This window comes from Rhizobacter sp. Root1221, from assembly GCF_001425785.1.
GTDB lineage: Bacteria > Pseudomonadota > Gammaproteobacteria > Burkholderiales > Burkholderiaceae_C > Rhizobacter.
Genome location: NZ_LMDI01000007.1, coordinates 73,642 through 98,902, shown reverse-complemented (window position 1 = coordinate 98,902; position 25,261 = coordinate 73,642). Strand labels below are relative to the sequence as shown.

General features: G+C 66.4%; 22 protein-coding genes. 16 read left to right on the top strand and 6 right to left on the bottom strand.

The genetic code is table 11. The features are described 5' to 3' along the window. Positions 1-264 precede the first annotated feature (264 nt). From carA to ASC87_RS06975, 4 genes are all read left to right on the top strand, one after another. The gene (carA, locus tag ASC87_RS06990; protein ID WP_369820740.1) at positions 265-1,434 is read left to right on the top strand and encodes a glutamine-hydrolyzing carbamoyl-phosphate synthase small subunit; all 1,170 of its coding nucleotides are present in this window, start codon (positions 265-267) and stop codon (positions 1,432-1,434) included. Beyond that, complete coding sequence (gene carB / locus ASC87_RS06985) at positions 1,427-4,681, top strand: carbamoyl-phosphate synthase large subunit (RefSeq protein WP_056658744.1); 3,255 nt, start codon at positions 1,427-1,429, stop codon at positions 4,679-4,681. The genes carA and carB overlap by 8 nt, the downstream gene beginning before the upstream one ends. A 108-nt stretch (positions 4,682-4,789) precedes the next feature. After that, positions 4,790-5,266 (top strand): transcription elongation factor GreA, encoded by a 477-nt coding sequence (gene greA / locus ASC87_RS06980; RefSeq protein WP_056658740.1) that lies wholly within the window; start codon positions 4,790-4,792, stop codon positions 5,264-5,266. 5 nt (positions 5,267-5,271) lie between these two features. Beyond that, positions 5,272-5,718 carry a DUF4149 domain-containing protein gene (locus ASC87_RS06975; protein ID WP_235582088.1) on the top strand — a complete coding sequence of 149 codons (447 nt, stop codon included), beginning with the start codon at positions 5,272-5,274 and terminating at the stop codon, positions 5,716-5,718. A 9-nt stretch (positions 5,719-5,727) separates the two neighbouring features. Here the strand turns inward: ASC87_RS06975 and ASC87_RS06970 are convergent, their stop codons facing one another. Beyond that, positions 5,728-6,201, bottom strand: a complete 474-nt coding sequence (locus ASC87_RS06970) for a YhbY family RNA-binding protein (RefSeq protein WP_056658738.1) — start codon at positions 6,199-6,201, stop codon at positions 5,728-5,730. Between the two features lie 32 nt (positions 6,202-6,233). Between ASC87_RS06970 and ASC87_RS06965 the strand changes: the two genes are divergently transcribed. The 4 genes from ASC87_RS06965 (at position 6,234) to glmM (ending at position 11,295) form a co-directional block, all read left to right on the top strand. Further along, complete coding sequence (locus tag ASC87_RS06965; protein ID WP_056658734.1) at positions 6,234-6,932, top strand: RlmE family RNA methyltransferase; 699 nt, start codon at positions 6,234-6,236, stop codon at positions 6,930-6,932. Positions 6,933-7,074: 142 nt separating this feature from the next. Further along, positions 7,075-8,982, top strand: coding sequence for an ATP-dependent zinc metalloprotease FtsH (gene ftsH / locus ASC87_RS06960; RefSeq protein WP_056658911.1), 1,908 nt, complete (start codon positions 7,075-7,077; stop codon positions 8,980-8,982). Positions 8,983-9,073: 91 nt separating this feature from the next. Beyond that, on the top strand, positions 9,074-9,967 hold the full coding sequence (gene folP / locus ASC87_RS06955) for a dihydropteroate synthase (protein WP_082568451.1): 894 nt from the start codon (positions 9,074-9,076) through the stop codon (positions 9,965-9,967). Further along, complete coding sequence (gene glmM, locus ASC87_RS06950; protein ID WP_056658731.1) at positions 9,964-11,295, top strand: phosphoglucosamine mutase; 1,332 nt, start codon at positions 9,964-9,966, stop codon at positions 11,293-11,295. The genes folP and glmM overlap by 4 nt, the downstream gene beginning before the upstream one ends. 45 nt (positions 11,296-11,340) lie before the next feature. Here glmM and ASC87_RS06945 read toward each other — a convergent pair whose 3' ends face one another. Further along, complete coding sequence (locus ASC87_RS06945) at positions 11,341-11,835, bottom strand: fasciclin domain-containing protein (RefSeq protein ID WP_369820739.1); 495 nt, start codon at positions 11,833-11,835, stop codon at positions 11,341-11,343. A 246-nt stretch (positions 11,836-12,081) separates the two neighbouring features. Here ASC87_RS06945 and pstS point away from each other — a divergent pair, with 246 nt between their 5' ends. The 7 genes from pstS to phoR all read left to right on the top strand — a co-directional run bounded on the left by pstS (position 12,082) and on the right by phoR (position 18,712). Continuing rightward, positions 12,082-13,116, top strand: a complete 1,035-nt coding sequence (pstS, locus tag ASC87_RS06940; protein WP_056658729.1) for a phosphate ABC transporter substrate-binding protein PstS — start codon at positions 12,082-12,084, stop codon at positions 13,114-13,116. Positions 13,117-13,212: 96 nt separating this feature from the next. Beyond that, complete coding sequence (gene pstC, locus ASC87_RS06935; protein ID WP_056658726.1) at positions 13,213-14,190, top strand: phosphate ABC transporter permease PstC; 978 nt, start codon at positions 13,213-13,215, stop codon at positions 14,188-14,190. Then, positions 14,187-15,062 carry a phosphate ABC transporter permease PstA gene (gene pstA, locus ASC87_RS06930; RefSeq protein ID WP_056658723.1) on the top strand — a complete coding sequence of 292 codons (876 nt, stop codon included), beginning with the start codon at positions 14,187-14,189 and terminating at the stop codon, positions 15,060-15,062. The genes pstC and pstA overlap by 4 nt, the downstream gene beginning before the upstream one ends. 21 nt (positions 15,063-15,083) lie before the next feature. Next, the gene (pstB, locus tag ASC87_RS06925; RefSeq protein ID WP_056658721.1) at positions 15,084-15,869 is read left to right on the top strand and encodes a phosphate ABC transporter ATP-binding protein PstB; all 786 of its coding nucleotides are present in this window, start codon (positions 15,084-15,086) and stop codon (positions 15,867-15,869) included. A 28-nt stretch (positions 15,870-15,897) separates the two neighbouring features. Next, positions 15,898-16,605, top strand: coding sequence for a phosphate signaling complex protein PhoU (gene phoU / locus ASC87_RS06920; RefSeq protein ID WP_056658719.1), 708 nt, complete (start codon positions 15,898-15,900; stop codon positions 16,603-16,605). Positions 16,606-16,627: 22 nt separating this feature from the next. Further along, positions 16,628-17,329 carry a phosphate regulon transcriptional regulator PhoB gene (gene phoB, locus ASC87_RS06915; protein WP_056658716.1) on the top strand — a complete coding sequence of 234 codons (702 nt, stop codon included), beginning with the start codon at positions 16,628-16,630 and terminating at the stop codon, positions 17,327-17,329. Between the two features lie 30 nt (positions 17,330-17,359). Continuing rightward, on the top strand, positions 17,360-18,712 hold the full coding sequence (gene phoR / locus ASC87_RS06910) for a phosphate regulon sensor histidine kinase PhoR (protein WP_056658715.1): 1,353 nt from the start codon (positions 17,360-17,362) through the stop codon (positions 18,710-18,712). 167 nt (positions 18,713-18,879) lie between these two features. Here phoR and ASC87_RS06905 read toward each other — a convergent pair whose 3' ends face one another. The 4 genes from ASC87_RS06905 to trxA form a co-directional block, all read right to left on the bottom strand. Next, positions 18,880-20,547: a hypothetical protein gene (locus tag ASC87_RS06905; protein WP_056658712.1), complete on the bottom strand. Its 1,668-nt coding sequence runs from the start codon at positions 20,545-20,547 to the stop codon at positions 18,880-18,882. Positions 20,548-20,774: 227 nt separating this feature from the next. Continuing rightward, a complete protein-coding gene (locus ASC87_RS06900) occupies positions 20,775-21,029 on the bottom strand; it encodes a type B 50S ribosomal protein L31 (RefSeq protein WP_056658709.1) in 255 nt (84 codons plus the stop codon). 163 nt (positions 21,030-21,192) lie between these two features. Further along, a complete protein-coding gene (gene rho, locus ASC87_RS06895; protein ID WP_056658706.1) occupies positions 21,193-22,455 on the bottom strand; it encodes a transcription termination factor Rho in 1,263 nt (420 codons plus the stop codon). Positions 22,456-22,799: 344 nt separating this feature from the next. Further along, positions 22,800-23,129 (bottom strand): thioredoxin TrxA, encoded by a 330-nt coding sequence (gene trxA, locus ASC87_RS06890; protein WP_056658703.1) that lies wholly within the window; start codon positions 23,127-23,129, stop codon positions 22,800-22,802. 267 nt (positions 23,130-23,396) lie between these two features. Between trxA and ASC87_RS06885 the strand changes: the two genes are divergently transcribed. Continuing rightward, the gene (locus ASC87_RS06885) at positions 23,397-25,244 is read left to right on the top strand and encodes an HDOD domain-containing protein (protein ID WP_056658700.1); all 1,848 of its coding nucleotides are present in this window, start codon (positions 23,397-23,399) and stop codon (positions 25,242-25,244) included. Positions 25,245-25,261: the final 17 nt, after the last annotated feature.

The following is a 25,261-nucleotide window of genomic DNA, read 5'->3' as shown; positions in this document are numbered from 1 at the left end:
GCCATTATGGGATCGGGTGTGCTTGCCTGTCCGGATGCCGCATCAGAGTCAGAGGGCTCTAGAAACGATAAGCGTTCTCCCCATCGATTGGAGAACGCGGCGCGTCAAAACGGGGCGCAGGTCGGGTACAATGCGAGGGTTTACCTGCAACCATCTCGCCCAGCGAAAACCTTCGCGGTTTTCCGCCTGAAAACTCCCCCAGTTTTCTCCACCGGTCTTGTGCTCCGCGCGCAGAGCTGGGCGCGCACAAATTCGGAGAATCGCGTGCCCGCGCCACTGCTGCCCATACAAGAACAGGCTCTTCTCGCTCTCGCGGACGGAACAGTCTTCCAAGGCATCTCGATCGGCGCGGCGGGGCACACGGTGGGCGAAGTCGTGTTCAACACGTCGCTCACCGGGTACCAGGAAATCCTCACCGACCCGAGCTACGCCCGCCAGATGGTCACGCTGACCTACCCGCACATCGGCAGCTACGGCGTGAACCCGGAAGACGTGGAAGCCCGCAAGGTGCACGCCGCCGGCCTGATCATCAAGGACCTGCCCGTCCGCGCGTCGAACTTCCGCGAAACGATGACCCTCCCGCAGTACCTGCAGCGTGAAGGCACGGTCGCCATCGCCAACATCGACACGCGTCAGCTCACCCGCCTGCTGCGCTCGAAGGGCGCGCAGAACGGCTGCATTCTCACGCTGTCGCTCGGTGAAACCGTCACCCAGGCCGACCGCGACCGCGCCATCGAACTGGCCCAGTCGGCCCCCAGCATGGCCGGCCTCGACCTGGCCCAGGTGGTCACCCAGGGCGGCACCACCGAGTGGACCGAGACCGAATGGATCCTCGGCACCGGCTTCGGCGAAGTGAAGAACCCGAAGTACCACGTGGTCGCATACGACTTCGGCGTGAAGCGCAACATCCTGCGCATGCTCGCCAGCCGCGGCTGCCGCGTCACCGTGGTGCCGGCCCGCACGCCTGCATCCGAGGTGCTCGCGATGAAACCCGATGGCGTGTTCCTGAGCAACGGCCCCGGCGACCCGGAACCCTGCGACTACGCCATCGAGGCCACCCGCCAGATCATCGAGACGGGCACGCCCACGTTCGGCATCTGCCTCGGCCACCAGATCATGGCGCTCGCCTCCGGTGCCCGCACGTTCAAGATGAAGTTCGGCCACCACGGCGGCAACCACCCCGTGAAGGACCTCGACACGCAGCGCGTCAGCATCACGAGCCAGAACCACGGCTTCGCGGTGGACGAGAAGACGCTGCCGGCCAACCTGCGTCCCACGCACGTGAGCCTGTTCGACGGCACGCTGCAGGGCCTCGCCCGCACCGACAAACCCGCTTTCTGTTTCCAGGGCCACCCCGAGGCCTCTCCCGGACCCCATGACATTGCGTACCTTTTCGACCGCTTCACCGCGCTGATGGAGAAGAAGAATGCCTAAGCGCGACGACCTCAAATCGATCCTCATCATCGGCGCCGGCCCGATCATCATCGGCCAGGCGTGCGAGTTCGACTACTCCGGTGCCCAGGCCTGCAAGGCGCTGCGCGAGGAAGGCTACAAGGTCATCCTGGTCAACAGCAACCCGGCGACCATCATGACCGACCCGGAGATGGCCGATGTCACGTACATCGAGCCCATCACGTGGCAGGTGGTCGAGAAGATCATCGCGAAGGAGCGCCCTGACGCGGTGCTGCCCACCATGGGCGGCCAGACCGCGCTGAACTGCGCGCTCGACCTGCACAAGCACGGCGTGCTGGCCAAGTACAACGTCGAGATGATCGGCGCGAACGAGAAGGCCATCGAGAAGGCGGAAGACCGCCTGAAGTTCAAGGACGCGATGACCGGCATCGGCCTCGGTTCGGCACGCTCGGGCATTGCCCACTCGATGGAAGAGGCGCTTGCGGTGCAGCGGCGCATCATGCTCGAGATCGGTGGCACGGGCTTCCCCATGGTGATCCGCCCGAGCTTCACGCTGGGTGGCACGGGCGGTGGCATTGCCTACAACCCGGAAGAGTTCGAAGAGATCTGCAAGCGCGGCCTCGACCTCTCGCCCACGAAGGAACTGCTGATCGAGGAAAGCCTCATCGGCTGGAAAGAGTACGAGATGGAGGTGGTCCGCGACAGCAAGGACAACTGCATCATCGTCTGCGCCATCGAGAACCTGGACCCCATGGGCATCCACACCGGTGACTCCATCACCGTGGCCCCGGCCCAGACCCTGACCGACCGCGAGTACCAGCTGCTGCGCAACGCCAGCATCGCGATCCTGCGCGAGATCGGCGTCGACACCGGCGGCTCGAACGTGCAGTTCTCGATCAACCCGGAGGACGGCCGCATGGTCGTCATCGAGATGAACCCGCGCGTGAGCCGTTCGTCGGCCCTCGCGTCGAAGGCCACGGGTTTCCCGATCGCGAAGGTCGCGGCCAAGCTGGCCGTGGGCTACACGCTCGACGAGCTGCGCAACGACATCACCGGCGGCGCCACGCCGGCGTCGTTCGAGCCCAGCATCGACTACGTCGTCACGAAGATCCCGCGTTTCGCGTTCGAGAAGTTCCCGGCCGCCGACTCGCACCTCACCACGCAGATGAAATCGGTGGGCGAGGTGATGGCCATGGGCCGCACCTTCCAGGAGAGTTTCCAGAAGGCCCTGCGCGGCCTGGAGACCGGCATCGACGGCCTGACTGAACGCAGCACCGACCGCGACGAGATCATCGAGGAAATCGGCGAAGCCGGCCCCGAGCGCATCCTGTACGTGGGCGACGCGTTCCGCATCGGTTTGACCCTCGAGGAAATCCACGAGGAAACCGCCATCGACCCGTGGTTCCTCGCCCAGATCGAACAGCTGATCCAGACCGAGCAGGCGCTGCAGGGCCGCGCGCTCGAAAGCCTGTCGGCCGCCGAGCTGCGTTACCTGAAGCAGAAGGGCTTCTCGGACCGCCGCCTCGCCAAGCTGCTGGGCACGCACCAGCACGCCGTGCGTGAAGCCCGCTGGGCCCAGAACGTGCGCCCCGTGTACAAGCGCGTGGACACCTGCGCGGCCGAGTTCGCCACGCAGACGGCCTACCTGTACTCGACGTACGACGCCGAGTGCGAAGCCGAGCCCACCAACAACAAGAAGATCGTGGTGCTGGGCGGTGGCCCGAACCGCATCGGCCAGGGCATCGAGTTCGACTACTGCTGCGTCCATGCCGCCCTCGCCCTGCGCGAAGACGGCTACGAGACCATCATGGTCAACTGCAACCCCGAAACCGTTTCCACCGACTACGACACGTCCGACCGCCTGTACTTCGAGCCGGTGACGCTCGAGGACGTGCTCGAGATCGTCGACAAGGAAAAGCCCGTCGGCGTGATCGTGCAGTATGGCGGCCAGACCCCGTTGAAGCTCGCGCTCGACCTCGAGCGCTGCGGCGTGCCCATCGTGGGCACCACGCCCGACAGCATCGACATCGCCGAAGACCGCGAGCGCTTCCAGGCCCTGCTGAACACGCTCGGCCTGAAGCAGCCGCCCAACCGGACGGCCCGCACCGAAGAGCAGGCCCTGCAACTGGCGGGCGAGATCGGTTACCCGCTCGTGGTGCGCCCGAGCTACGTGCTCGGCGGCCGCGCCATGGAAATCGTGCACGGCGACAAGGACCTCGAGCGCTACATGCGCGAAGCGGTCAAGGTGTCCGAGAAGTCCCCGGTGCTGCTCGACCGCTTCCTCGACGACGCCGTCGAGGTGGACGTCGACTGCATCAGCGACGGCGAGGATTGCATGATCGGCGGCATCATGGAACACGTGGAGCAGGCCGGCATCCACTCCGGTGACTCGGCGTGTTCGCTGCCCCCGTACTCGCTGCCCAAGCCGCTCCAGGATGAACTGCGCCGCCAGACGGTGCTGATGGCCAAGGCGCTCCACGTCAAGGGCCTGATGAACGTGCAGTTCGCCATCCAGGGCGAGGGTGCCGACGCCGTGGTCTACGTGCTCGAAGTGAACCCGCGCGCATCGCGCACGGTGCCATTCGTGTCCAAGGCCACCGGCCAGGCGCTCGCGAAGATCGCGGCGCGCTGCATGGTGGGCCAGAAGCTCTCCGAACAGCGTTCGAGCGACGGCAAGCCGCCGCGCGAGGTGATCCCGCCGTACTTCTCGGTCAAGGAAGCCGTGTTCCCGTTCAACAAGTTCCCTGGCGTGGACCCCATCCTCGGCCCGGAAATGCGTTCCACCGGCGAGGTGATGGGCGCCGGCCGCACGTTCGGCGAGGCGATGCTCAAGAGCCAGCTCGGCGCCGGCTCGCGCCTGCCCACGAAGGGCACGGTCTGCATCACCGTGAAGAACAACGACAAGGCCCGTGCCGTGGTGCTCGCCCGCGAGCTGCACGGCCTCGGCTTCCAGGTCGTGGCCACCAAGGGCACGGCTGCGGCCATCGCCGAGGGCGGTGTGCCGGTGCGGGTGGTCAACAAGGTGAAGGACGGCCGTCCGCACATCGTCGACATGCTCAAGGCCGGTGAGATCCAGCTCGTGTTCACCACGGTGGACGAGACGCGCACGGCCATCGCCGACTCGCGTCACATCCGCCAGGCGGCGCTCGCGAACCGCATCACCTACTACACGAGCATGGCGGGCTGCGAAGCCGCGGTCGAGGGCATGAAACACCAGGACGACCTGGTGGTGTTGTCCCTGCAGGAACTGCACGCCGAACTGCACTAAACTCATCCGGAACACATCTTCGATTCCGTCGGCCGCCGCCGGCCTTCCGCAAGGGAGACCGCGGCGGTTTGTTTTCAGCTTCACATCTTTGCGATTCAAGGTTGGACCATGGCCACGATCCCCCTCACCACGCGCGGTGCCGAAAAACTCAAGGAAGAGCTGCACCGCCTGAAAACCGTCGAACGCCACGCCGTCGTTCAAGCCATCGCCGAAGCGCGCGCGCAGGGTGACCTCTCCGAAAACGCCGAATACGAAGCGGCGAAGGACAAGCAGGGCTTCATCGAAGGCCGCATCCTGGAGATCGACAGCAAGCTCGCCGCCGCGCAGATCATCGACCCGGCGGCCCTGAACGCCGAAGGCCGCGTCGTGTTCGGCGCCACCGTCGACCTCGAAGACGAGGACTCGGGCAAGCCGGTCACGTACCAGATCGTCGGCGAGGACGAAGCCGACCTGAAGGAAGGCCGCATCTCGATCAACTCGCCCATCGCACGTGCGCTGATCGGCAAGGAAGCCGGTGCCGTGGCCGAGGTCAACGCCCCGGGCGGCCTCAAGAGCTACGAGATCATCGACGTCCGCTACATCTGACCGTGGTGCGCTTCGATACCCAACGTGCCGGTGCCGTGCTGGCGAGCGTCTGGGCCGGGGTGGTGCTGGCGGTGGCTTTCATCGGCACGCCGGCGGGCTTTGCGCTGGCCCCCCGCGAGGTGGCCGGCCAACTGGCCGGCTTCATGCTGTCGCGCGAGGCGGTGCTCAGCATCGCGATGAGCGCGGTGCTGTTCGTGATCGTGCGCCGCCAGGCGCGCGACGCGGCGCGGGCACGCCAGGGGTCGGTGCTGAGCGCCAACGTGCTGCTGGTGCTCGGCGCGCTGTTCTGCACGGTGCTCGGCCACTACGGGCTGCGTTCGGCGATGGATGCGGCGCGGGTGGGGCAGGGCGCGCTGTCGTTCGGCGCACTGCACGGGCTCTCGGTGGCCTTCTTCGGATTGAAGGGCCTGCTGGTGCTGGCCCTGGCATGGCGCCTCACGGCGCCACGCTGAGCATCCGGTTCAGCTGGTCTGGGTTTTCTTGACGCTGGTCACGCGCTTGTGGGCGCGCTTGACCTGGCCTCCGGCGGCGATGCGCTCGTTGCCCAGCACCTTGATCTTCTTGACCTGGGGGCGGTGGTTGCCGCTCTTCGAGAATTTCAGGATCTTGACCACACGCGGGCCCCGCATGCGGTCGTCGCGTTCGGCCTTTTCCTTGGCGACCGGCGGGCGCCACAGCAGCAGCAACTTGCCGATGTGCTGGATGGGGGCGGCGTTCAGGTCGTGGCTGAGCTTGGCAAGCATGCCTTCCCGGGCCGCACGGTCGTCGGAGAACACGCGCACCTTGATGAGCCCGTGGACATTCAGGGCGAGGTCGATTTCCTTGACGACGGCGGGAGTGAGCCCGTCTCCACCGATCATGACGACCGGGTGGAGGTGGTGGGCGGCCGAGCGCTGTTCTTTGCGCTGGGCGGGGGTGAGTTCAATGGCAGGCATGCCGCTATTATCGTTGCGGCACGGGAATCTCGATGAAGACACAGACAAAAAGCAAGAAGGTCAACAAGGCGTGGTTGCATGACCACGTCAACGACACGTACGTCAAGCTGGCCCATAAAGAGGGCTACCGGGCGCGTGCGGCCTACAAGCTGAAGGAAATCGACGAGCAACTGGGCCTGATCAAGCCGGGCCAGCTCGTGGTGGACCTGGGGGCCACGCCGGGCGCCTGGAGCCAGTACCTGCGGCGCCGGTTCGCCCCGAAGGAGGCCGGCTCGGGCGGTGCGGCCGCCGGCCAGCTCAACGGCACCATCATCGCGCTCGACCTGCTGCCCATGGACCCCATCGAAGGGGTGGTTTTCCTGCAGGGTGATTTCCGCGAGGAGGCCGTGGCGGCCCAGCTGAACGACGCGGTGGGCGGCCGGGCGGTCGACGTGGTGGTGTCCGACATGGCCCCGAACCTCTCCGGGATCGGCAGCGCCGACGCCGCCCGCATCGAGCTGCTGGTGGAGCTGGCGGTCGAATTCGCCCAGGTTCACCTGGTGCCCAACGGGGCACTGGTGGCCAAGGTATTCCACGGCGGCAGTTACAACCCGCTCGTGGACCTGTTCAAGAAGACCTTCCGGGTGGTGAAAGCCATCAAGCCGAAGTCCTCCCGGGACAAATCTGCTGAAACCTTTTTGGTGGGGATCGGTCTCAAAACGGGCGGGAAAGTGGTGTCCAAGGCGGGATGAAACTCCCAATAGCCGTGCTCGAAGGTGACACATGCGAACGAGGCATGGCACTTGACTGGACTAGAATCAACCCCATCTGCCGTGGATGCGTGGCACATCGTGTGCCGGCGACGAAGATTTCAGATTGCAAGAAGGAGCCGCGGTGAACAATCAATGGTTCTCTAAGGTCGCTGTTTGGCTGGTGATTGCACTCGTGCTTTTCACCGTGTTCAAACAGTTCGACAAAGGTGGATCGCAGGGCCAGCCGATCGCTTACTCGGAATTCCTCGAGGAAGTGGCCGCCAAGCGCATCAAGTCCGTCACCCTTCCCGAAGGGCCCGTGGGCGGCGACATCATCGCCATCACCACTGACGACAAGCGCTTGCGCAGCACCGTCACGTACCTCGACCGCGGCCTCGTGGGCGACCTGGTCAAGTACGGCGTCAAGTTCGACGTGAAGCCCCGCGAGGAGCCTTCCGTCCTGATGAGCATCCTGCTGAACTGGGGTCCCATGATGCTGCTCATCGGCGTCTGGATCTACTTCATGCGCCAGATGCAGGGCGGTGGCAAGGGCGGTGCGTTCAGCTTTGGCAAGTCCAAGGCGCGCATGCTCGACGAAGCCAACAACACCACCACCTTCGCTGACGTCGCCGGTTGCGACGAGGCGAAGGAGGAAGTGCGCGAGCTGGTCGACTTCCTGAAGGATCCGCAGCGCTTCCAGAAGCTCGGCGGCCGCATCCCCCGTGGTGTGTTGCTCGTGGGCCCTCCGGGCACCGGCAAGACCCTGCTGGCCAAGGCCATCGCCGGCGAAGCCAAGGTGCCGTTCTTCAGCATCTCCGGCTCCGACTTCGTTGAAATGTTCGTCGGCGTGGGCGCGGCCCGCGTGCGCGACATGTTCGAGCAGGCGAAAAAGAGCGCGCCGTGCATCATCTTCGTCGACGAAATCGACGCGGTGGGCCGTCACCGTGGCGCCGGCCTGGGCGGCGGCAACGACGAGCGCGAACAGACGCTGAACCAGATGCTCGTCGAGATGGACGGCTTCGAGACCAGCCTCGGTGTCATCGTGATGGCGGCCACCAACCGGCCCGACATCCTCGACCCCGCGCTGCTGCGCCCTGGCCGTTTCGACCGCCAGGTGTACGTGACCCTGCCCGACGTGCGTGGCCGCGAGCAGATCCTCACCGTGCACATGCGCAAGGTGCCCATCGGCGCCGACGTCAGTGCGAACATCCTGGCCCGTGGCACCCCGGGCATGTCCGGCGCCGACCTGGCCAACCTGGTCAACGAAGCGGCACTGATGGCCGCGCGCCGCAACGCGCGCACCGTCGAGATGCGCGACTTCGAAACCGCGAAGGACAAGATCTTCATGGGACCGGAACGCCGTTCGGCGGTGATGGACCCCGAGGAACTGAAGAACACCGCCTACCACGAGGCCGGCCACGCACTGATCGGCCGCCTGCTGCCGAAGTCCGATCCGCTGCACAAGGTCACCATCGTGCCGCGCGGCCGTGCGCTGGGTGTCACGTTCACGTTGCCCGAAAAAGACCGCTACGGCTACGACAAGACCTGGGCACTGAGCCGCATCTCCATGCTGTTCGGTGGCCGCATCGCTGAAGAAGTTTTCATGAACCAGCGCACCACCGGTGCGTCCGACGACTTCAACAAGGCCACGCAACTGGCCCGCGACATGGTCATGCGGTTCGGCATGTCCGATGCCATGGGCCCCATGGTCTACACCGAGAACGAGGGTGAAGTCTTCCTGGGCCGTTCGGTCACGCGCACCACGAACATCAGCGAGGAGACGATGCGCAAGGTCGACCTCGAGGTGCGCCGCATCCTCGACGAGCAGTACGACATCGCCCGCAAGCTGATCGAGGACAACAAGGACAAGATGCACGCCATGGCCAAGGCCCTGCTCGAATGGGAAACCATCGATGCGGAACAGGTCGAGGACATCATGGGCGGCCGTCCGCCGCGTCCGCCGAAGGACTGGGGTGGTGGCACCGGCGCCAACAAGCCGAGCGGCCCCACGCCGCCGGTCAAGCCCGACAGCGCGCCGGCTGCGGCCTGACGCTGCCGGTTCGGCCGGGTTCGACCTTCCAACGGGGCTTCGGCCCCGTTTTCCGTTGGCTCTTCATCTTTTTCCGACGAGGCCCGCGCCGATGTTCTGGCAAACCTCCCGCTTCCGGATCGACCTCCGCACCCCCCGCGTGATGGGCATCGTGAACATCACTCCGGACTCGTTCTCCGACGGCGGCCAGCACGCCACCACCGCCGCGGCGCTGCGCCACTGCGAGCAGTTGATCGAGGAGGGGGTCGACATCCTCGACATCGGCGGCGAGTCGAGCCGGCCCGGATCGGACCCGGTGTCCCTCGAGGATGAACTGGCGCGCGTGGTACCGGTGTTGAAGGCCGCGGCCACACTGGGCGTGCCGCTGTCCGTCGACACCTGCAAGCCTGCGGTGATGCGCGCGGCGCTCGACCTGGGCGTGGACATCGTCAACGACATCGCGGCGCTGGGGCAGCCGGGCGCACTCGAGGCGGTGGCGGCGCACCCGCAGTGTGGCGTGTGCCTGATGCACATGCGCGGTGAACCGAAAACCATGCAGGCCGGTGAACCGGTCTACGGCGACGTGGTGGGTGAGGTGGCGGCGTTCCTGCAACAGCGGGCCGACGTGGTTCGCCGGGCCGGGGTGGCGGCCGAACGCATCACGCTGGATCCGGGCATCGGCTTCGGCAAGACGACCGCCCACAACCTGGCCCTGCTGACCCGCCAGCGCGAGCTGCTGGCCCTCGGGTATCCGCTGCTGGTGGGATGGTCGCGCAAGCGTACCCTCGGGGACGTGACCGGCCGCCCGGTGGGCGACCGGGTGGTGGCCAGCGTGGCGGCGGCCCTTGCGGCGGCCACGCACGGGGCCCGTGTGTTGCGGGTGCACGACGTTGCGGCCACGGTTGACGCCCTCAAGGTGTGGGGGATCGCCGGTTTGGGGGATGTTGGCAACATCTTGCTACAGCACAATCCACGCCCACAGCTTTCAGCGGGAAACAACGAATGAGCAGAACCTATTTCGGCACCGACGGCATCCGTGGCACGGTTGGACAAGCCCCCATCACGCCGGACTTCATGCTCCGCCTGGGCAATGCCGTGGGCCGGGTGTTGAAGGCCGCCGACAGCCGACCCACGGTGCTGATCGGCAAGGACACCCGCATCTCCGGGTACATGATCGAATCGGCACTCGAAGCCGGGTTTGCCTCGGCCGGGGTGGATGTGTTGCTGACCGGCCCGCTGCCCACGCCCGGTGTCGCCTACCTCACCCGCGCGCTGCGGCTCGACCTGGGGGTGGTCATCAGCGCCTCGCACAACGCGTACGCCGACAACGGCATCAAGTTTTTCTCGGCCAGCGGCGAAAAGCTCCCCGACGAGTGGGAAATGCAGGTCGAAGCAGCACTGCTGAAGGAGCCTGAATGGGTGTCGTCCGCCCAACTCGGGAAGGCCCGCCGCCTGGAGGCCGCCCGCGGCCGGTACGTCGAGTTCTGCAAGAGCACGTTCGGCAACGACCTGTCCCTGAAGGGCCTCAAGATCGTGGTCGATGCCGCCAACGGTGCGGCCTACCAGACGGCCCCCGAGGTGTTCCATGAACTGGGCGCCGAAGTGGTGTGCATCGCCTGCAGCCCGGACGGCGTGAACATCAATGCCAACTGCGGCGCCACCTCGCCCGCGGCACTCGTGCAGGCCGTGAAGGACCACAACGCCCACTACGGCGTGGCGCTCGATGGCGACGCCGATCGCCTCCAGCTCGTGGACGCGGCCGGCCGCCTCTACAACGGCGACGAGTTGCTGTACGTGATGGTGGCCGACCGTTTGAGCCAGGGCCAGCGTGTGCCGGGTGCCGTGGGCACGTTGATGACCAACATGGCCGTGGAAGTGGCGCTGAAGGGCCGTGACGTGGAATTCGTGCGCGCCAAGGTGGGCGACCGCTACGTGCTCGAGGAGCTGGCCAGCCGCGGCTGGCTGCTGGGCGGGGAGGGCTCGGGCCACCTGCTGGCGCTCGACAAGCACACCACCGGCGACGGCATCGTCAGCGCGTTGCAGATCCTGCAGGCCATCGCACGCAGTGGCAAGTCGCTCGCCCAGCTGCTGGACGGCGTGACGCTGTTCCCGCAGACCCTCGTGAACGTGCGCTTGAAACCGGGCCAGGACTGGAAGGGCACGCCCCGGCTGGCCGAGGAACAGGCCGCCGTGGAGCGTGAACTGGGCCAGGACGGCCGCCTGCTGATCCGCCCGTCAGGCACCGAACCCCTGGTGCGGGTGATGGTGGAAGCGCGCGACGCCAAGGTGGCCCAGGCCTGCGCGGAGCGCCTGGCCAAGCTGCTGCGGGGATGAGACGCCTGGCCGGCGGCGCCCGGGAGGGCGCGGCCGGCCGGCATGTCACTTCGCCGCGGGCGGGGTGAGCACACGGTCCACGAGGTGGACCACGCCGTTGCCGGCCTTCAGGTCCGGCGTGGTCACCACGGCATCTTCGACCGTCACGAACGTGCCCGACCTGGACAGCGCCACGGTGGCGCCGTTCAGCGTGGGGGCTGTGCCGTTGCGCACGATGTCCGAGGTCATCGTGCCCGGTACCACGTGGAACTTCAGCAGGGCGGCGACGCGCTCCTTGTCCTTCGACAGGGATTCCCAGGTGCGGGCCGGCACGGCCTTGAAAGCGTCATCGGTGGGTGCGAACACGGTGAACGGGCCGGCGCTGTTCAGCGTGGCGGCCAGGTCATTGTCATTGATCAGCTTGTTCAGCGTGGTGAGTTGCGGGTTGGCCGCAATGGCTTCCGCCACGGTTTTCGGGGCGGCAGGCGTGGAAGCGCAGCCGGCGAGGAAAAAGGCGGTGGCGGCGGTGCCGGCGATGAGCCAGGCGCGTTTGTTCATCATGTGCGGGAACTCCTCGGTGGTGACGTGTTGCCCGGCCGGTGTCGGAGCCCGACGCCCGGCCTGCGGGACCGACCGCGAGCTTATGGAGCCCATGTGACAACCCCGTGAAAGTGGCGTGACTACCCGAATGTGGCTATCTCTATCTTGCTTTGTGACAACTGCCCGGGCGAATTGTCATGTGTCTGTCACATGCGACTTTTACAGTTCGCAGCATCCCCTCAGCCAGTATGCGAGAAAGGTAAGCCAATGAACTTCCCCCTGATTCGAACCACCGCCGTCCTGGCCCTCACCGTCGGCACGGGCGTGGCCATGGCGCAGGACGTCACCGGCGCCGGTGCCAGCTTCCCGGCGCCGCTGTATGCCAAGTGGGCCGATTCGTACAACAAGGCCACCGGCGCCCGCATCAACTACCAATCGGTGGGTTCCGGCGCCGGCATCAAGCAGATCCGTGGCAAGACGGTCGACTTCGGCGCGTCCGACGCCCCGCTGAAGGACGAAGAGCTGGCCAAGGACGGCCTCGTTCAGTTCCCGATGGTGATCGGCGGGGTGATCCCGGTCGTCAACATCAAGGGCATCGCCGCCGGCCAGGTCAAGCTGACCGGCCAGGTGCTCGGCGACATCTACCTCGGCAAGATCACCAAGTGGAACGACCCGGCGCTGACCGCCCTGAACCCGGGTGTGCCGCTGCCGGACGCCGCCATCTCGGTGGTTCGCCGCGCCGACGGCTCGGGCACCAGCTTCATCTTCACGAACTACCTGTCGAAGGTGAACGCCGAGTGGAAAACGAAGGTGGGTGAAGGCACGGCCGTCAACTGGCCCACCGGCGCGGGTGGCAAGGGCAACGAAGGGGTGTCCGCCTTCGTGCAGCGCCTGCCGAACTCGATTGGCTACGTCGAGTACGCCTACGTGAAGCAGAACAAGATGACCTACACGCTGCTGAAGAACAAGGATGGCACCTTTGCCGCCCCGGACGACACCGCGTTCAAGGCCGCCGCCGCTGGCGCCGACTGGGCCAAGTCGTTCTACCAGGTGCTGACCGAGCAGCCGGGCAAGGATTCGTGGCCCATCACCGGTGCCACGTTCATCATGATGCACAAGGCGCAGGACAAGCCCGCATCGGCTGGCGCCTCGCTGAAGTTCTTCGAGTGGGCGTACGCCAACGGCGACAAGGCCGCGGCCGACCTCGAGTACGTCGCATTGCCGGACGCCGTGAAGAACCTCGTGCGCAAGCAATGGGGTGACATCAAGGGCGCCGACGGCAAGGCCATCGCGTTCAAGTGATCGTCCCGGGCGCCGGATGTCCGGCGCCCCGACAACTGCATTTTCGGAGGGGCCGTGGCCGCTACACTTCCCGCATCGCATTACGACAACGACAAGATGTCCCGTTCCGAACCGTCGGGGCGGCCCCCCGAGACCCGTCGAACATCGCCCTGGGCTGACACGGTCTTCTCGGTGTTGACCCATGGCGCCGCCGTGCTCACGCTGCTGATGCTGGCGGGGATCATCGTGTCGCTGCTGATCGGCGCCGCCCCGTCGATCAAGGAATACGGCCTCAGCTTCCTCTGGACGAGCGAATGGGATCCCGTCCAGAACAAGTTCGGTGGCCTGGTGATGATCTACGGCACGCTGATGACGTCGTTCATCGCGCTGCTGATCGCCGTGCCGGTGAGCTTCGGCATCGCACTGTTCCTGACCGAACTGTCCCCCAACTGGCTGCGCCGCCCGCTCGGCATCGCCGTCGAGCTGCTGGCGGCCGTGCCGTCCATCGTGTACGGCATGTGGGGCCTGCTGGTGTTCAGCCCGGTGCTCGCCACCTACGTGCAGCAGCCGCTGCAGTCGCTCTTTGCCGGCGTGCCGGTGCTGTCGGGCCTTGTGTCCGGTGCCCCGGTGGGCATCGGCATCCTGTCGGCCGGCATCATCCTCGCCATCATGATCATCCCGTTCATCGCCTCGGTCATGCGCGACGTGTTCGCGGTCACCCCGCCGATGCTCAAGGAATCGTCGTACGCGCTCGGTTCCACCACCTGGGAAGTGGTGTTCAAGGTGGTACTGCCGTACACCAAGACCGGTGTCATCGGCGGCATCATGCTCGGCCTCGGCCGCGCCCTGGGTGAAACGATGGCCGTCACGTTCGTGATCGGCAACTTCAACCAGCTCGACAGCCTGTCGCTGTTCCAGGCCGCCAACAGCATCTCGTCTGCCCTGGCCAACGAATTCGCCGAAGCCGGCGAGGGGCTCCACCAGGCCTCGCTGATCTACCTCGGCCTCGTGCTGTTTTTCATCACGTTCGTCGTGTTGTCCCTGTCGCGGCTGCTGCTGGCCCGCCTGAAGAAGAACGAAGGAAGCCGCACATGAGCACCGTGCCGTTCACCAACCTCGACGCAGCCCGCCTGGCCAAGCACCGCCGCCGCAAGGTGGTCAACGGGGTCGCGCTGACCCTGTCGATGGCCGCCATGGCCTTCGGGTTGTTCTGGTTGTTCTGGATCCTGTACGAGACCATCGGCCTCGGCATCGGCGGCCTCACCGTCGCCACCTTCACCGAGATGACCCCTCCGCCCATGGCCGACACCGGCGGCCTGGCCAACGCCATCTTCGGTTCGCTCGTGATGGTGGGCCTGGCCACTTGCGTGGGCACGCCCATCGGTGTGCTCGCCGGCATCTACCTCGGCGAGTACGGCCAGAAGACCTGGCTCGGCAACACGGTGCGTTTCATCAACGACATCCTGCTGTCCGCGCCCAGCATCGTCATCGGCCTCTTCATCTACTCGGTGGTGGTCTCGCAGTTCAAGAAGTTCTCCGCCATCGCCGGCATCCTGGCGCTCGCGCTGATCGTCATCCCGGTGGTCATTCGTACCACCGAGAACATGCTGACCCTGGTGCCCAACGCGCTCCGTGAAGCGGCCTACGCGCTCGGCACCCCGAAGTGGCGCGTCATCTTGACGATCACGCTCAAGTCGGCCCGTGCGGGGGTCATCACCGGTGTGCTGCTGGCCCTGGCCCGCATCGCCGGTGAAACCGCTCCGCTGCTGTTCACCGCGCTGTCCAACCAGTTCTGGACCTCCAGCCTGACCGAACCGATGGCCAGCCTGCCGGTCACGATCTTCAAGTTCGCCATGAGCCCGTACGAGAACTGGCAAAAGCTCGCCTGGGCCGGTGTCTTCATCATCACGGTCGGTGTGCTGGCGCTCAACATCGTGGCGCGCGTGCTGTTCCGCCATAAAAACTGATTCTTCGAGGGAAACCGTTCCATGGACACCAAAGTCGAATTCCCCGTGAGCGACCGCTCGAAACTGTCGGTCCGCGATCTCAACTTCTACTACGGCGCCTTCCACGCGCTCAAGCACATCAACCTCGACATCCCCGAGAAGAAGGTCACCGCCTTCATCGGTCCGTCGGGCTGCGGCAAGTCCACGCTGCTGCGCACGTTCAACCGCATGTTCGAGCTGTACCCCGAGCAGCGCGCCGAAGGCTCGATCACGATCGACGGTGAGAACATCCTGAAGTCCCGCCAGGACGTGTCGCTGATTCGCGCCAAGATCGGCATGGTCTTTCAGAAGCCCACGCCGTTCCCGATGTCGATCTACGACAACATTGCCTTCGGGGTGCGGCTGTTCGAAACGCTGCCGCGTGTGGAGATGGACGAACGTGTCGAATGGGCGCTGAAGAAGGCCGCGTTGTGGAACGAGGTCAAGGACAAGCTCAACCAGAGCGGCTCCGGCCTCTCCGGCGGCCAGCAGCAGCGCCTGTGCATCGCCCGCGGCATCGCCATCAAGCCCGAAGTGCTGCTGCTCGACGAACCCTGTTCGGCCCTGGACCCCATCTCCACCGGCAAGATCGAGGAGCTGATCCACGAGCTGAAGGACGACTACACCGTGGTCATCGTCACGCACAACATGCAGCAGGCCGCCCGCTGCTCCGACTACACCGCCTACATGTACCTCGGCGATCTGATCGAGTTCGGTCCCACCGCGGAGCTGTTCATGAAGCCGAAGAAGAAGGACACCGAGGACTACATCACCGGTCGCTTCGGCTGAACCGGCCCCATTGATTCAGGGAACTGACATGACCGACAAACACCTCTCCACGCAGTTCGACAGCGAACTCAGCGGCATCTCCACCCGTGTGCTCGAAATGGGTGGCCTGGTCGAATCCCAGGTGGCCCAGGCGGTCTACGCGCTGACGAACTTCAGCGCCGACATCGCGAGCGACGTTCTGCGCAATGAAGAGCGCGTCAACACGATGGAAATCGAGATCGACCGCGATCTCTCCACCATCATCGCCCGCCGCCAGCCCACCGCCCGCGACCTGCGCCTGCTGATCGCCATCTCGAAGACCATCGCGAACCTCGAACGCGTGGGCGACGAGGCTGCACGCATCGCCCGCACGGTGCAGCGCCTGATCAACACCGGCGTGTCGAGCCGCCTGCGCCTGCCGGTGAACGACCTCGCTTACGAATCCGAACTGGCGATCGCCCAGCTGCGCAAGGCGCTGGACGCCTTCGCCCGGCTGGACACCCAGAAGGCCGTGGAAGTGCTCAAGCAGGACGACCAGATCGACCAGGAGTTCGACGGCCTGCTGCGCAAGCTGATCACCTACATGATGGAAGATCCGCGCACCATCTCGTCGAGCATCGACCTCGTGTTCGTGGCCAAGGCCATCGAACGGGTGGGGGACCACGCGAAGAACCTGGCCGAGGTCATCATCTACATCGTCAAGGGCACCGACGTTCGCCACAACACCGTGGCCGCCGTCGAGTCGATGGTGAAATGAACCGGACCAACAGGAGAACCCGATGAGTCAAGTCCTGGTGGTCGAGGACGAGTCGGCAATTGCCGAACTGATGTCCATCAACCTGCGCCACGCCGGCTATGAGGTGGTGATTGCCAGCACGGCCGATGAGGCCCTGCTGCAGGTGGATCGGGTGTTGCCCGACCTGATCGTGCTCGACTGGATGTTGCCCGGCCAATCCGGCCTGGCGCTCGCCAAGCGCTGGCGTTCGCAGGCCCGCACCCGCGAGCTGCCGATCATCATGCTCACCGCCCGCGCGGAGGAGTCCGACAAGATCTCCGGCCTCGACGCCGGCGCGGACGACTACCTGACGAAGCCGTTTTCCACGCACGAACTGATGGCCCGCATCCGCGCGGTGCTGCGCCGCAAGGCGCCCGAAGCGCTCGACTCGGCCGTGGAAGTGGGGATGCTGCGCCTCGATCCGGCCACGCGGCGTGTCTCGCGCGAGACGCAGGAAGTGCGCCTCGGCCCCACCGAGTTCCGCCTGCTGCACTTCTTCATGACACACCCGGAGCGCGTGCACAGCCGCTCGCAGCTGCTTGACCGCGTGTGGGGCGACCACGTGTTCATCGAGGAACGCACGGTCGACGTGCACGTGAAGCGGCTGCGCGAGGCGCTGTCGCCGGTCAACTGCGCGAACATGATCGAAACCGTCCGGGGCGCGGGCTACCGCCTCACGCAGCAGCTGCAATCGCTTTCGGCGTGACCGGATGCGTTCACCATTGAGCGGGGCGCGATGACCTGGTTGTTTCCCCGTTTCCTGGCCGGCGCGCTGGCCATGGCCGCTGGTGCGTTGCTCGGGTACTGGTCGGGTGGTCCGATCCATGCCCCGTTGATCGGGGCGCTGCTGGGCGGCGCCGTGGGTGTGGGTGTGATCTCGCTGATCGACACCGTGCGCGGCTACCGGCTGATCCACTGGCTCTCGGGCTCGCAGGAAGAGGCCGCGCCGCGTGACACCGGCTTCTGGGGCGAGATCGGCTACCGCGTGGAGCGGTCCATCCGGAACCGCGAGCGTGGCACCGCGCAGGAACGGCTGCGGTTGGAGCAGTTCCTCTCCGCGATGGAGGCATCGCCCAACGGCATCCTGCTGCTCGACACGAACGACCAGATCACCTGGTGCAACTCCGTGGCCGCCGACCATTTCGGCCTCGACCCCGAGCGCGACCGCATGCAGCCGGTGACGAACCTGGTGCGCGCGCCGGGCTTCGTGGCAGCGCTCCAGTTGCCAAGCACCACCGAACCGTTGCTGGTGCCCGACCTGCGCGGGCGGGGCACCTTGTCCATCGTGATCCGCACGTACGGAGAAGGCCTGCGGCTCGTGCTGTCGCAGGACGTCACGCAGCGCGAACGTGCCGACGCCATGCGCCGTGATTTCGTGGCCAACGTGTCGCACGAGATCCGGTCCCCGCTGACGGTGGTGTCCGGTTTCATCGAGACCATGGACAGCCTGCCGCTCACCGAGGTGGAGCGCAAACGGGTGCTGATGCTGATGGGGCAGCAGACCCAGCGCATGCAGACCCTCGTGGCCGACCTGCTGACATTGGCCCAGCTGGAGGGCAGCCCCCGGCCCGCGAGCGACCGCTGGGTGCCTCTGGCCAAGTTGTTCGGGCAGTCGGAGGCGGACGCTGCGGCGTTGTCGTCCGGGCGGCACACGCTGCGGTTTCCCGGCGATTGCCCGGCGCAACTGGCTGGCAACGAACCCGAACTGCTCAGCGCGCTCACCAACCTCGTCAACAACGCGGTTCGGTACACGCCGGAAGGCGGCCGCGTCACGGTGACGTGGCGTCTGCGTGACGACGGTTCGGGCGAGGTGGCGGTCAGTGATACCGGCATCGGGGTGGACCGCGAGCACATCCCGCGTCTTACCGAGCGGTTCTACCGCGTGGACGGGAGCCGCTCGCGTGACACCGGCGGCACGGGCCTCGGCCTGTCGATCGTCAAGCATGTGGTGCAGCGCCACGGTGGCGAGCTGGAAGTGCAGAGCGAGGTGGGCAAGGGCTCCCGGTTCAGCCTGATCCTGCCCGCGGCCCGCGTGCGGGCCAGCACGCCGCGGGTGACCACCCCCGGCGAACAGCGCTCGGCGGCCTGAGAGGCTGAGAGTCTTTCGATCATGCCCGCTCATCACGCCAAAAGACGGCCGCTCGTCGTTGCGAATGCTCGCCATAGCCCGAGCTATGGCTGCGCTTCGCGCCTAGATCGGCCGCCTTTTGGCGTGCTGCTCGGGCACGCTCGAAAAACTCTCAGCCTCTGATCCGATCAGCGATCGGCCAGGCGCGTGCGCTTGTAGATCGCCACGATCGTGTCGTTGTCGGTGGGGCGCACCTCGCGTGCCACCAGCGTCCAGCCCACGCTGACCGCCGGGCGATCCACCCGGTTCTCGGTGACCACCAGCACGGGGCAGTCCGAACTCTGTTCGTCGCTGACCGCGTCCACCGCGTAGCCGCCGAAATACTCGAACGCGACGATCAGGCCGCGGTTCATGCCGGGTGCAGCCACGCAGGCGCCGGGCGGCACGTGCGGGCTGGCGCGGGCCACGAGGGCCCGGTAGCTCAGGCCGTAGTCGAGCACCGGCAGCCACAGCGTCATCGCGAGGAGCCAGCACAGCGCCACGCCGCTGGCGGGCAGCACGAGGCTCTTCCACAGCGGATGCCGGTTGCGGCCCGTGCGCCACTGGACGAGCCACAGCCAGGCCGCCGACCCCAGCAATGCCAGCACCAGGGCGATCCACGAGAACGTGGGCGTGAACCCGATGGCCAGCTTGGCCACGTTGGCCGCCGGCTTGGCAGGCCAACCCGTCTGCATGGCCACGTACATCACCCAGATGAACAGCGCGCCGATGGTGAAGAAGAACACCGAGAACCAGTCGAGCGCGGCAGCCGTGCTGCGCTGCAGCGTGGGCAGGATGAACGCGGCCAGCACGGCCAGCGAGGGCAGGGCGAGCATCAGGGCCCGGTCGGATCGGCCCATGGCCAGAAAGGCGGCCAGCGCGATCAGCACCCCGGCCAGTGGCACCGAGATGTGCCGGTGCAGCAGGTGCTTGCGCCAGCGCCAGAGGGTCCACAAGGCCAGTGGCCAGGCGGGCCACAGGAACCACAGCAACTGGCGCAGCAGGGCCACGAGCGACCCGATCCGGTCGTAGCGCAGGCGCCAGCCCCAGGCGCCGAACACGGTGGCGGCCATCACGGCCAGCACCATGGCGCCGATCACCCACACCACCTGCTTGCGCACCGCCTCGTAGCTGGACTGGGTGCAGAGGATGATGCCGGCCACCCCGAGCGCCATGGCGATGCTGGGTGCGCCGCTGGCGGCCATCACCGGCAACGACGCCAGCACGGCGGCGCGGGACTGCTTCACCCGGAACGGGCTCGCAGCGAGGGCATAGAGAAACAGCGCCGCCCCGGCCAACTGGCCGAGTTCGGGGGTGGTTTCATGTCCGAGCTGCAGCAGGCCGAGCGTGGCGATCAGCGCGAGCAGCGCGCCATCGGCCACCGCACGGGCGTAGTCGATGGGTTTGGCCTCCCCGCCGAAGGCAAAGGCGAGCGGTTGAGCGGCCTCGGTGCGCGCCAGGTGGAAGGTGCTGTACCAGGTCAGCATCATCACCAGGCCCAGCAGCAGCGCGAACGGGATGCGGGCCGCCAGCGGCGCCCCCAGCCACGGCCCCAGCAGTTCGATGAACCCGGCTCCCAGCCAGTACGGCAGCAGCGCGCCGTCGCCCGGCAAGCCCCCCACGGTGGGCATGAGCCAGGACCCGTGGCCCTTGGCGAGGCTCACCATGTAGCCGAACGCCGTGATGTCGGCGCTCTTCCAGGGGTCACGGCCGAACAGGCCCGGCAGCAGGTAGGCCGCGCACAGCAACAGCAGGGCGACCCGCGGCAGGCGCGTGGCCGCGCGTTCGGTGACAAGGGCGGGATTCGGCGAGTTCAAGGGGTCAGCGTGTCACAAAGGTCGAGATGATGCCGCAAGCGCGGCCGCACCGTGATGCTGCAATGAAAACCAAGGCAACAAAATAGGGGGCCGAGGGTGCCTTCTCCCGGGGGCCTGGTTTCCGGGCACCGAAAACCAGGCAACAAAAAAGGCAGCCGAAGCTGCCTTTTCCGTGGGTGGCACCTTCCTGCGAAGGTGCCGCACAAGCTGCGTGCGCAGCCTGAAGATCACTTCTTCAGGTGGGCGAACTTGTTGCGGAACTTCTCGACACGGCCGCCCAGCGAGTCCACGCTCTTCTGCGTGCCGGTGTAGAAGGGGTGCGATTCGCTCGTGGTTTCGAGCTTGAACAGCGGCACTTCACGGCCGTCGTCGAGCTTGGTCATTTCCTTCGTTTGCGCGCACGAACGCACCACGAACTTGAAACCGTTCGACAAGTCCACGAAGCAGATGTCGCGGTAGTTGGGGTGAATGCCTTCTTTCATCGGAATGCCTTTTGTCGCTGGTGAACCCGGAAGCCACGCCGAACCGTTCGGAGCACTTTCCAGAATGCGGGAAACCGCAGATTATAACGTCAGAGAACGGCCATGCGCCACATTTTCGTGCGCACGGCCTGGGGGGCGGGGCCCCCGGGGATGCGTCGGGGCGTCAGCCGCCGCGGCGCATCATGTCGAAGAAGTCCAGGTTGGTCTTCGTCGACTTCATCTTGTCGAGGATGAATTCCATCGCCTCGATTTCGTCCATCGAGTACAGCAGCTTGCGCAGGATCCAGGTCTTCTGGAGGATTTCCGGCTTCAGCAGCAGCTCTTCGCGGCGGGTGCCCGACTTGTTCAGCAGGATCGACGGGTACACCCGTTTCTCGGCCATGCGGCGATCCAGGTGGATTTCGCAGTTGCCGGTGCCCTTGAACTCTTCGTAGATCACTTCGTCCATGCGGCTGCCGGTGTCGACCAGCGCGGTGCCGATGATGGTGAGCGAGCCACCTTCCTCGATGTTGCGCGCGGCGCCGAAGAAGCGCTTCGGGCGCTGCAGGGCGTTGGAGTCGACACCGCCGGTGAGCACCTTGCCGGACGACGGCAGCACGTTGTTGTAGGCGCGGGCGAGGCGGGTGATCGAGTCGAGGAGGATGATCACGTCCTTCTTCATCTCGACCAGGCGCTTGGCGCGCTCGATGACCATCTCGGCCACCTGCACGTGGCGTGCCGCGGGTTCGTCGAAGGTGGAGCTGATGACTTCGCCGCGCACCGTGCGCTGCATTTCGGTCACTTCCTCGGGGCGCTCGTCGACGAGCAGCACGATGAGGTAGACGTCGGGGTAGTTCGTGGTGAGTGCGTGCGCGAGGTTCTGCATCATCACCGTCTTGCCGCTCTTGGGCGCGGAGACGAGCAGCGCGCGCTGGCCTTTGCCGAGCGGGGCGATCAGGTCGATGATGCGGCCGGTGATGTTTTCCTCGGCCTTGATGTCGCGTTCGAGCTTGAACTGTTCCTTCGGGAACAGCGGGGTCAAGTTCTCGAACATGATCTTGTGCTTGCTTTCCTCCGGGGTCACGCCGTTGACACGGTCGACCTTGACGAGGGCGAAGTAGCGCTCGCCGTCCTTCGGCACCCGCACTTCGCCTTCGACCGCGTCGCCGGTGTGGAGGTTGAAGCGGCGGATCTGGCTCGGCGACAGGTAGATGTCGTCGGTGGACGCCATGTAGCTTGCATCGGGCGCGCGCAGGAAGCCGAAGCCGTCGGGCAGCACTTCGAGCACGCCGTCACCGAAGACCTGCTCGCCCCCCTTGGCGCGCTTTTTCATGATCGCGAACATCAGCTCCTGCTTGCGCATGCGCGTGACGTTGTCGATTTCCAGTTCCTCGCCCATCTTGATGAGCTCGGAGACGTGGAGGGCTTTCAGTTCTGACAGGTGCATGGGTGGGGACCCTGGGATGAAACCAGCTGGGCTGGCGCTGGGCTGGCAGTGTGCCGCGCGTGTCACTGCAATGGCACCCACGTCAAGCCGATGGACTGGCCGGTGGAGGCCCGCGGGAAACTCGCGGAAAAACCGGATGGCCCGATCAGGACCGGGCATACCGAACCGGGCTTTGCCCGGACATACAGACCGGGCAAAGCCCGGGTACAACCAAAAAGCAGGGGAGGGGGGCCGAACCCGGACGCCGCCAGAACGAGGCCTGGCAGGCCGGGTGGCAAATCTCAGGCGGTGAAGTCGGGGCGGCTGGGTTCAGCGAACGCCGGCTTCATCGCACGTTGAGCAGATTATAGATGACCGTCGAGGAACGCCGTCAACTGGGCTTTCGACAATGCACCCACTTTCGTGGCGGCAAGCTGGCCGTCCTTGAACAGCATCAGCGTGGGAATGCCACGGATGCCGAACTTGGCGGGCACGTCGCGGTTTTCGTCGACGTTCATCTTGGCGATCTTCAGGCGGCCGTCGTAGTCTTTCGATACTTCGTCGAGGATCGGGGCGATCATCTTGCAAGGGCCACACCACTCGGCCCAATAGTCCACCAGCACTGGCTGGCCGGCTTGAAGCACGTCGCTGTCGAAAGATGCGTCCGTGGTGTGTTTGATCAGTTCGCTGCTCATGGTCGGGTCCTAAAGCATGGGCCACTCGTGCGGAAGGCCAAGTGGAAAGGTGGGGCAATTTTGACACAAAGGTTCGCACACTGCCTTCGAGGGCGCCGACACCCCTGCTATGGCCCCGATAGCGAGGTCGTGCGAGCGAGGGGTTCATCAGTCGCAGGAACCGGGATTAGGCCCGCTTTCGGGCACTTGATCAGCGCATCGCCGACAGGTTGCCGAGTTCCAATACGGTAGAACTGCCATCCCCCCGAATTCGCCGATCCGACGCCGATGTCCGCCACCGATACCCCTGCTGCCAAGCCGCCGCCCACACGGGCGTTCGGCCGCTTCGAACTGCGCCGGCTGCTGGGCAAGAGCGTGCGGAGCATGGCGTGGCTCGCGTTCGATCCGCGGTCCTCGCAGGAGGTCATGCTGACGATGCCCCGCGTGCAGCCGGCCGACGAGGCCGCACTGCATGCGTGGAAGAGCGAGGCCGAGCGGGCCGCGCGCCTGAACCACCCGAACCTTGCCCACGTGGTCGAGATCGGTGTGCACGAACACTGGCCCTACGTGGCCGTCGACCGCGAGCTGGGCCAGACGCTGGGCGAACGCCTCGAGGCACAGCGGTCCATGGCCGCGGCCGATGCGGTCGAATGGACCATCCAGCTGCTCGAGGGCCTCGCGTTTGCCCATGAGGCCGGCGTGGCCCACGGTGACCTGCAACCCCATCAGGTGCTCGTGAGCGAGCAGGGAGTGGTGCGCATCATGGCCCTGGCCGCCTGTGGCGTGGCCCATTCGGCCGATGCCGGTGGCCGCACGGCCCCGGTGGACGTCAACGGCCTGCAGGCCGGCCGCGCGGCGGCCCGCCGCGACGTGCTGACCGCTGGCGTGCTGCTGCACCTGCTGTTGTGCGGCCAGCCGGCGCTCGAAGAGCCCGACACGGCCAAGGTCGTCGACCGCCTCCCGCCCACGGGACGCGACATCATCCGGCTGCCCTGGACCACGCCCCAGCCGGTGGCCGAGGGCCTGCGCGCCATCGCCAACCGCGCCACCGACCGCCAGGAGCGCCAGCGGTACCACAACGCCCGCACGCTGCTCACGGCGCTGAACGGCTGGCGTGAAGCCGCCGCGGCCGATTCAGGGGGGCCACTGGCCCTGCTGCTCGACCGCCTGCACACCGTGGGCCACCTGCCGGCCACGCCGGGCGTGGGTGCCCGCGTGGCCCGGCTCGCGTTGGCCGAAGGCCAGCGCACCGATGAAATGGCCGAGCAGGTGCTGCAGGACATGGCGCTGAGCTTCGAGCTGCTGCGCCACGTGAATTCCGCCCAGGTCCAAGGCACCCAGGCGTCGGGGAGTGCACCCGTGCTGACCCTGCGGCGGGCCATCGCGCTGGTGGGCCTCAAGGGCTTGCGCCAGGCCGCCTCGGCGCTGCGCGCCTGGCCCGGCCCGCTGTCCGAGCCCCAGGCCGAATCGCTCGAAAAGCTCATGGACCGCGTGCGGCTGGCCGGCCACACCGCCCAGATCCTGCGGCCGGCGGGGTACGACCCCGAGGTCGTCTACCTCGTCACGGTGCTCCAGAACCTGGGGCGCCTTCTGGTCCAGTACCACTTCCCCGAGGAAGCCGGGCAGATCCGCGACCTGATGAAGACCTTGCCGCCGGCCGCTGCCGGTGAACCCGAGGAACCCGGCATGACCGAGGCTGCGGCGTCGTTTGCCGTGCTCGGGGTCGACAGCGAAAGCCTCGGCGCCGCCGTGGCGCGGCACTGGGGTCTCAATGACGAGGTGCTGCACATGGTGCGCCGTCTCCCGGTGGAACGGCCCGTGCGCGCAGCGGACAGCGACGGCGACATGCTTCGCATCGCCGCCAGCATCGCCAACGAGGTGGTGGATGTGATCACCGAGGTGCCGCCCACGAAGGTGGGCGCGGCGTTGGCGGCGGTGGCGCAGCGCTACGGCCGCGTGCTCGAGGTCACGTCCCGCGAGATCGGTGAGGCCCTGCAGGGCGCGCGCGCCGCGCTCAAGACCGGCACATCGGTGGCGACACCGCGCGGGTCGGCGCCGGCACCGTCGTCCGAGGCGCCCGCGCCGGCTGCGCCATCGGCGTTCGCCCGCTCGATCGCGTCGCGCAACGCCCACTGACCTGCCTCGCGCAACGC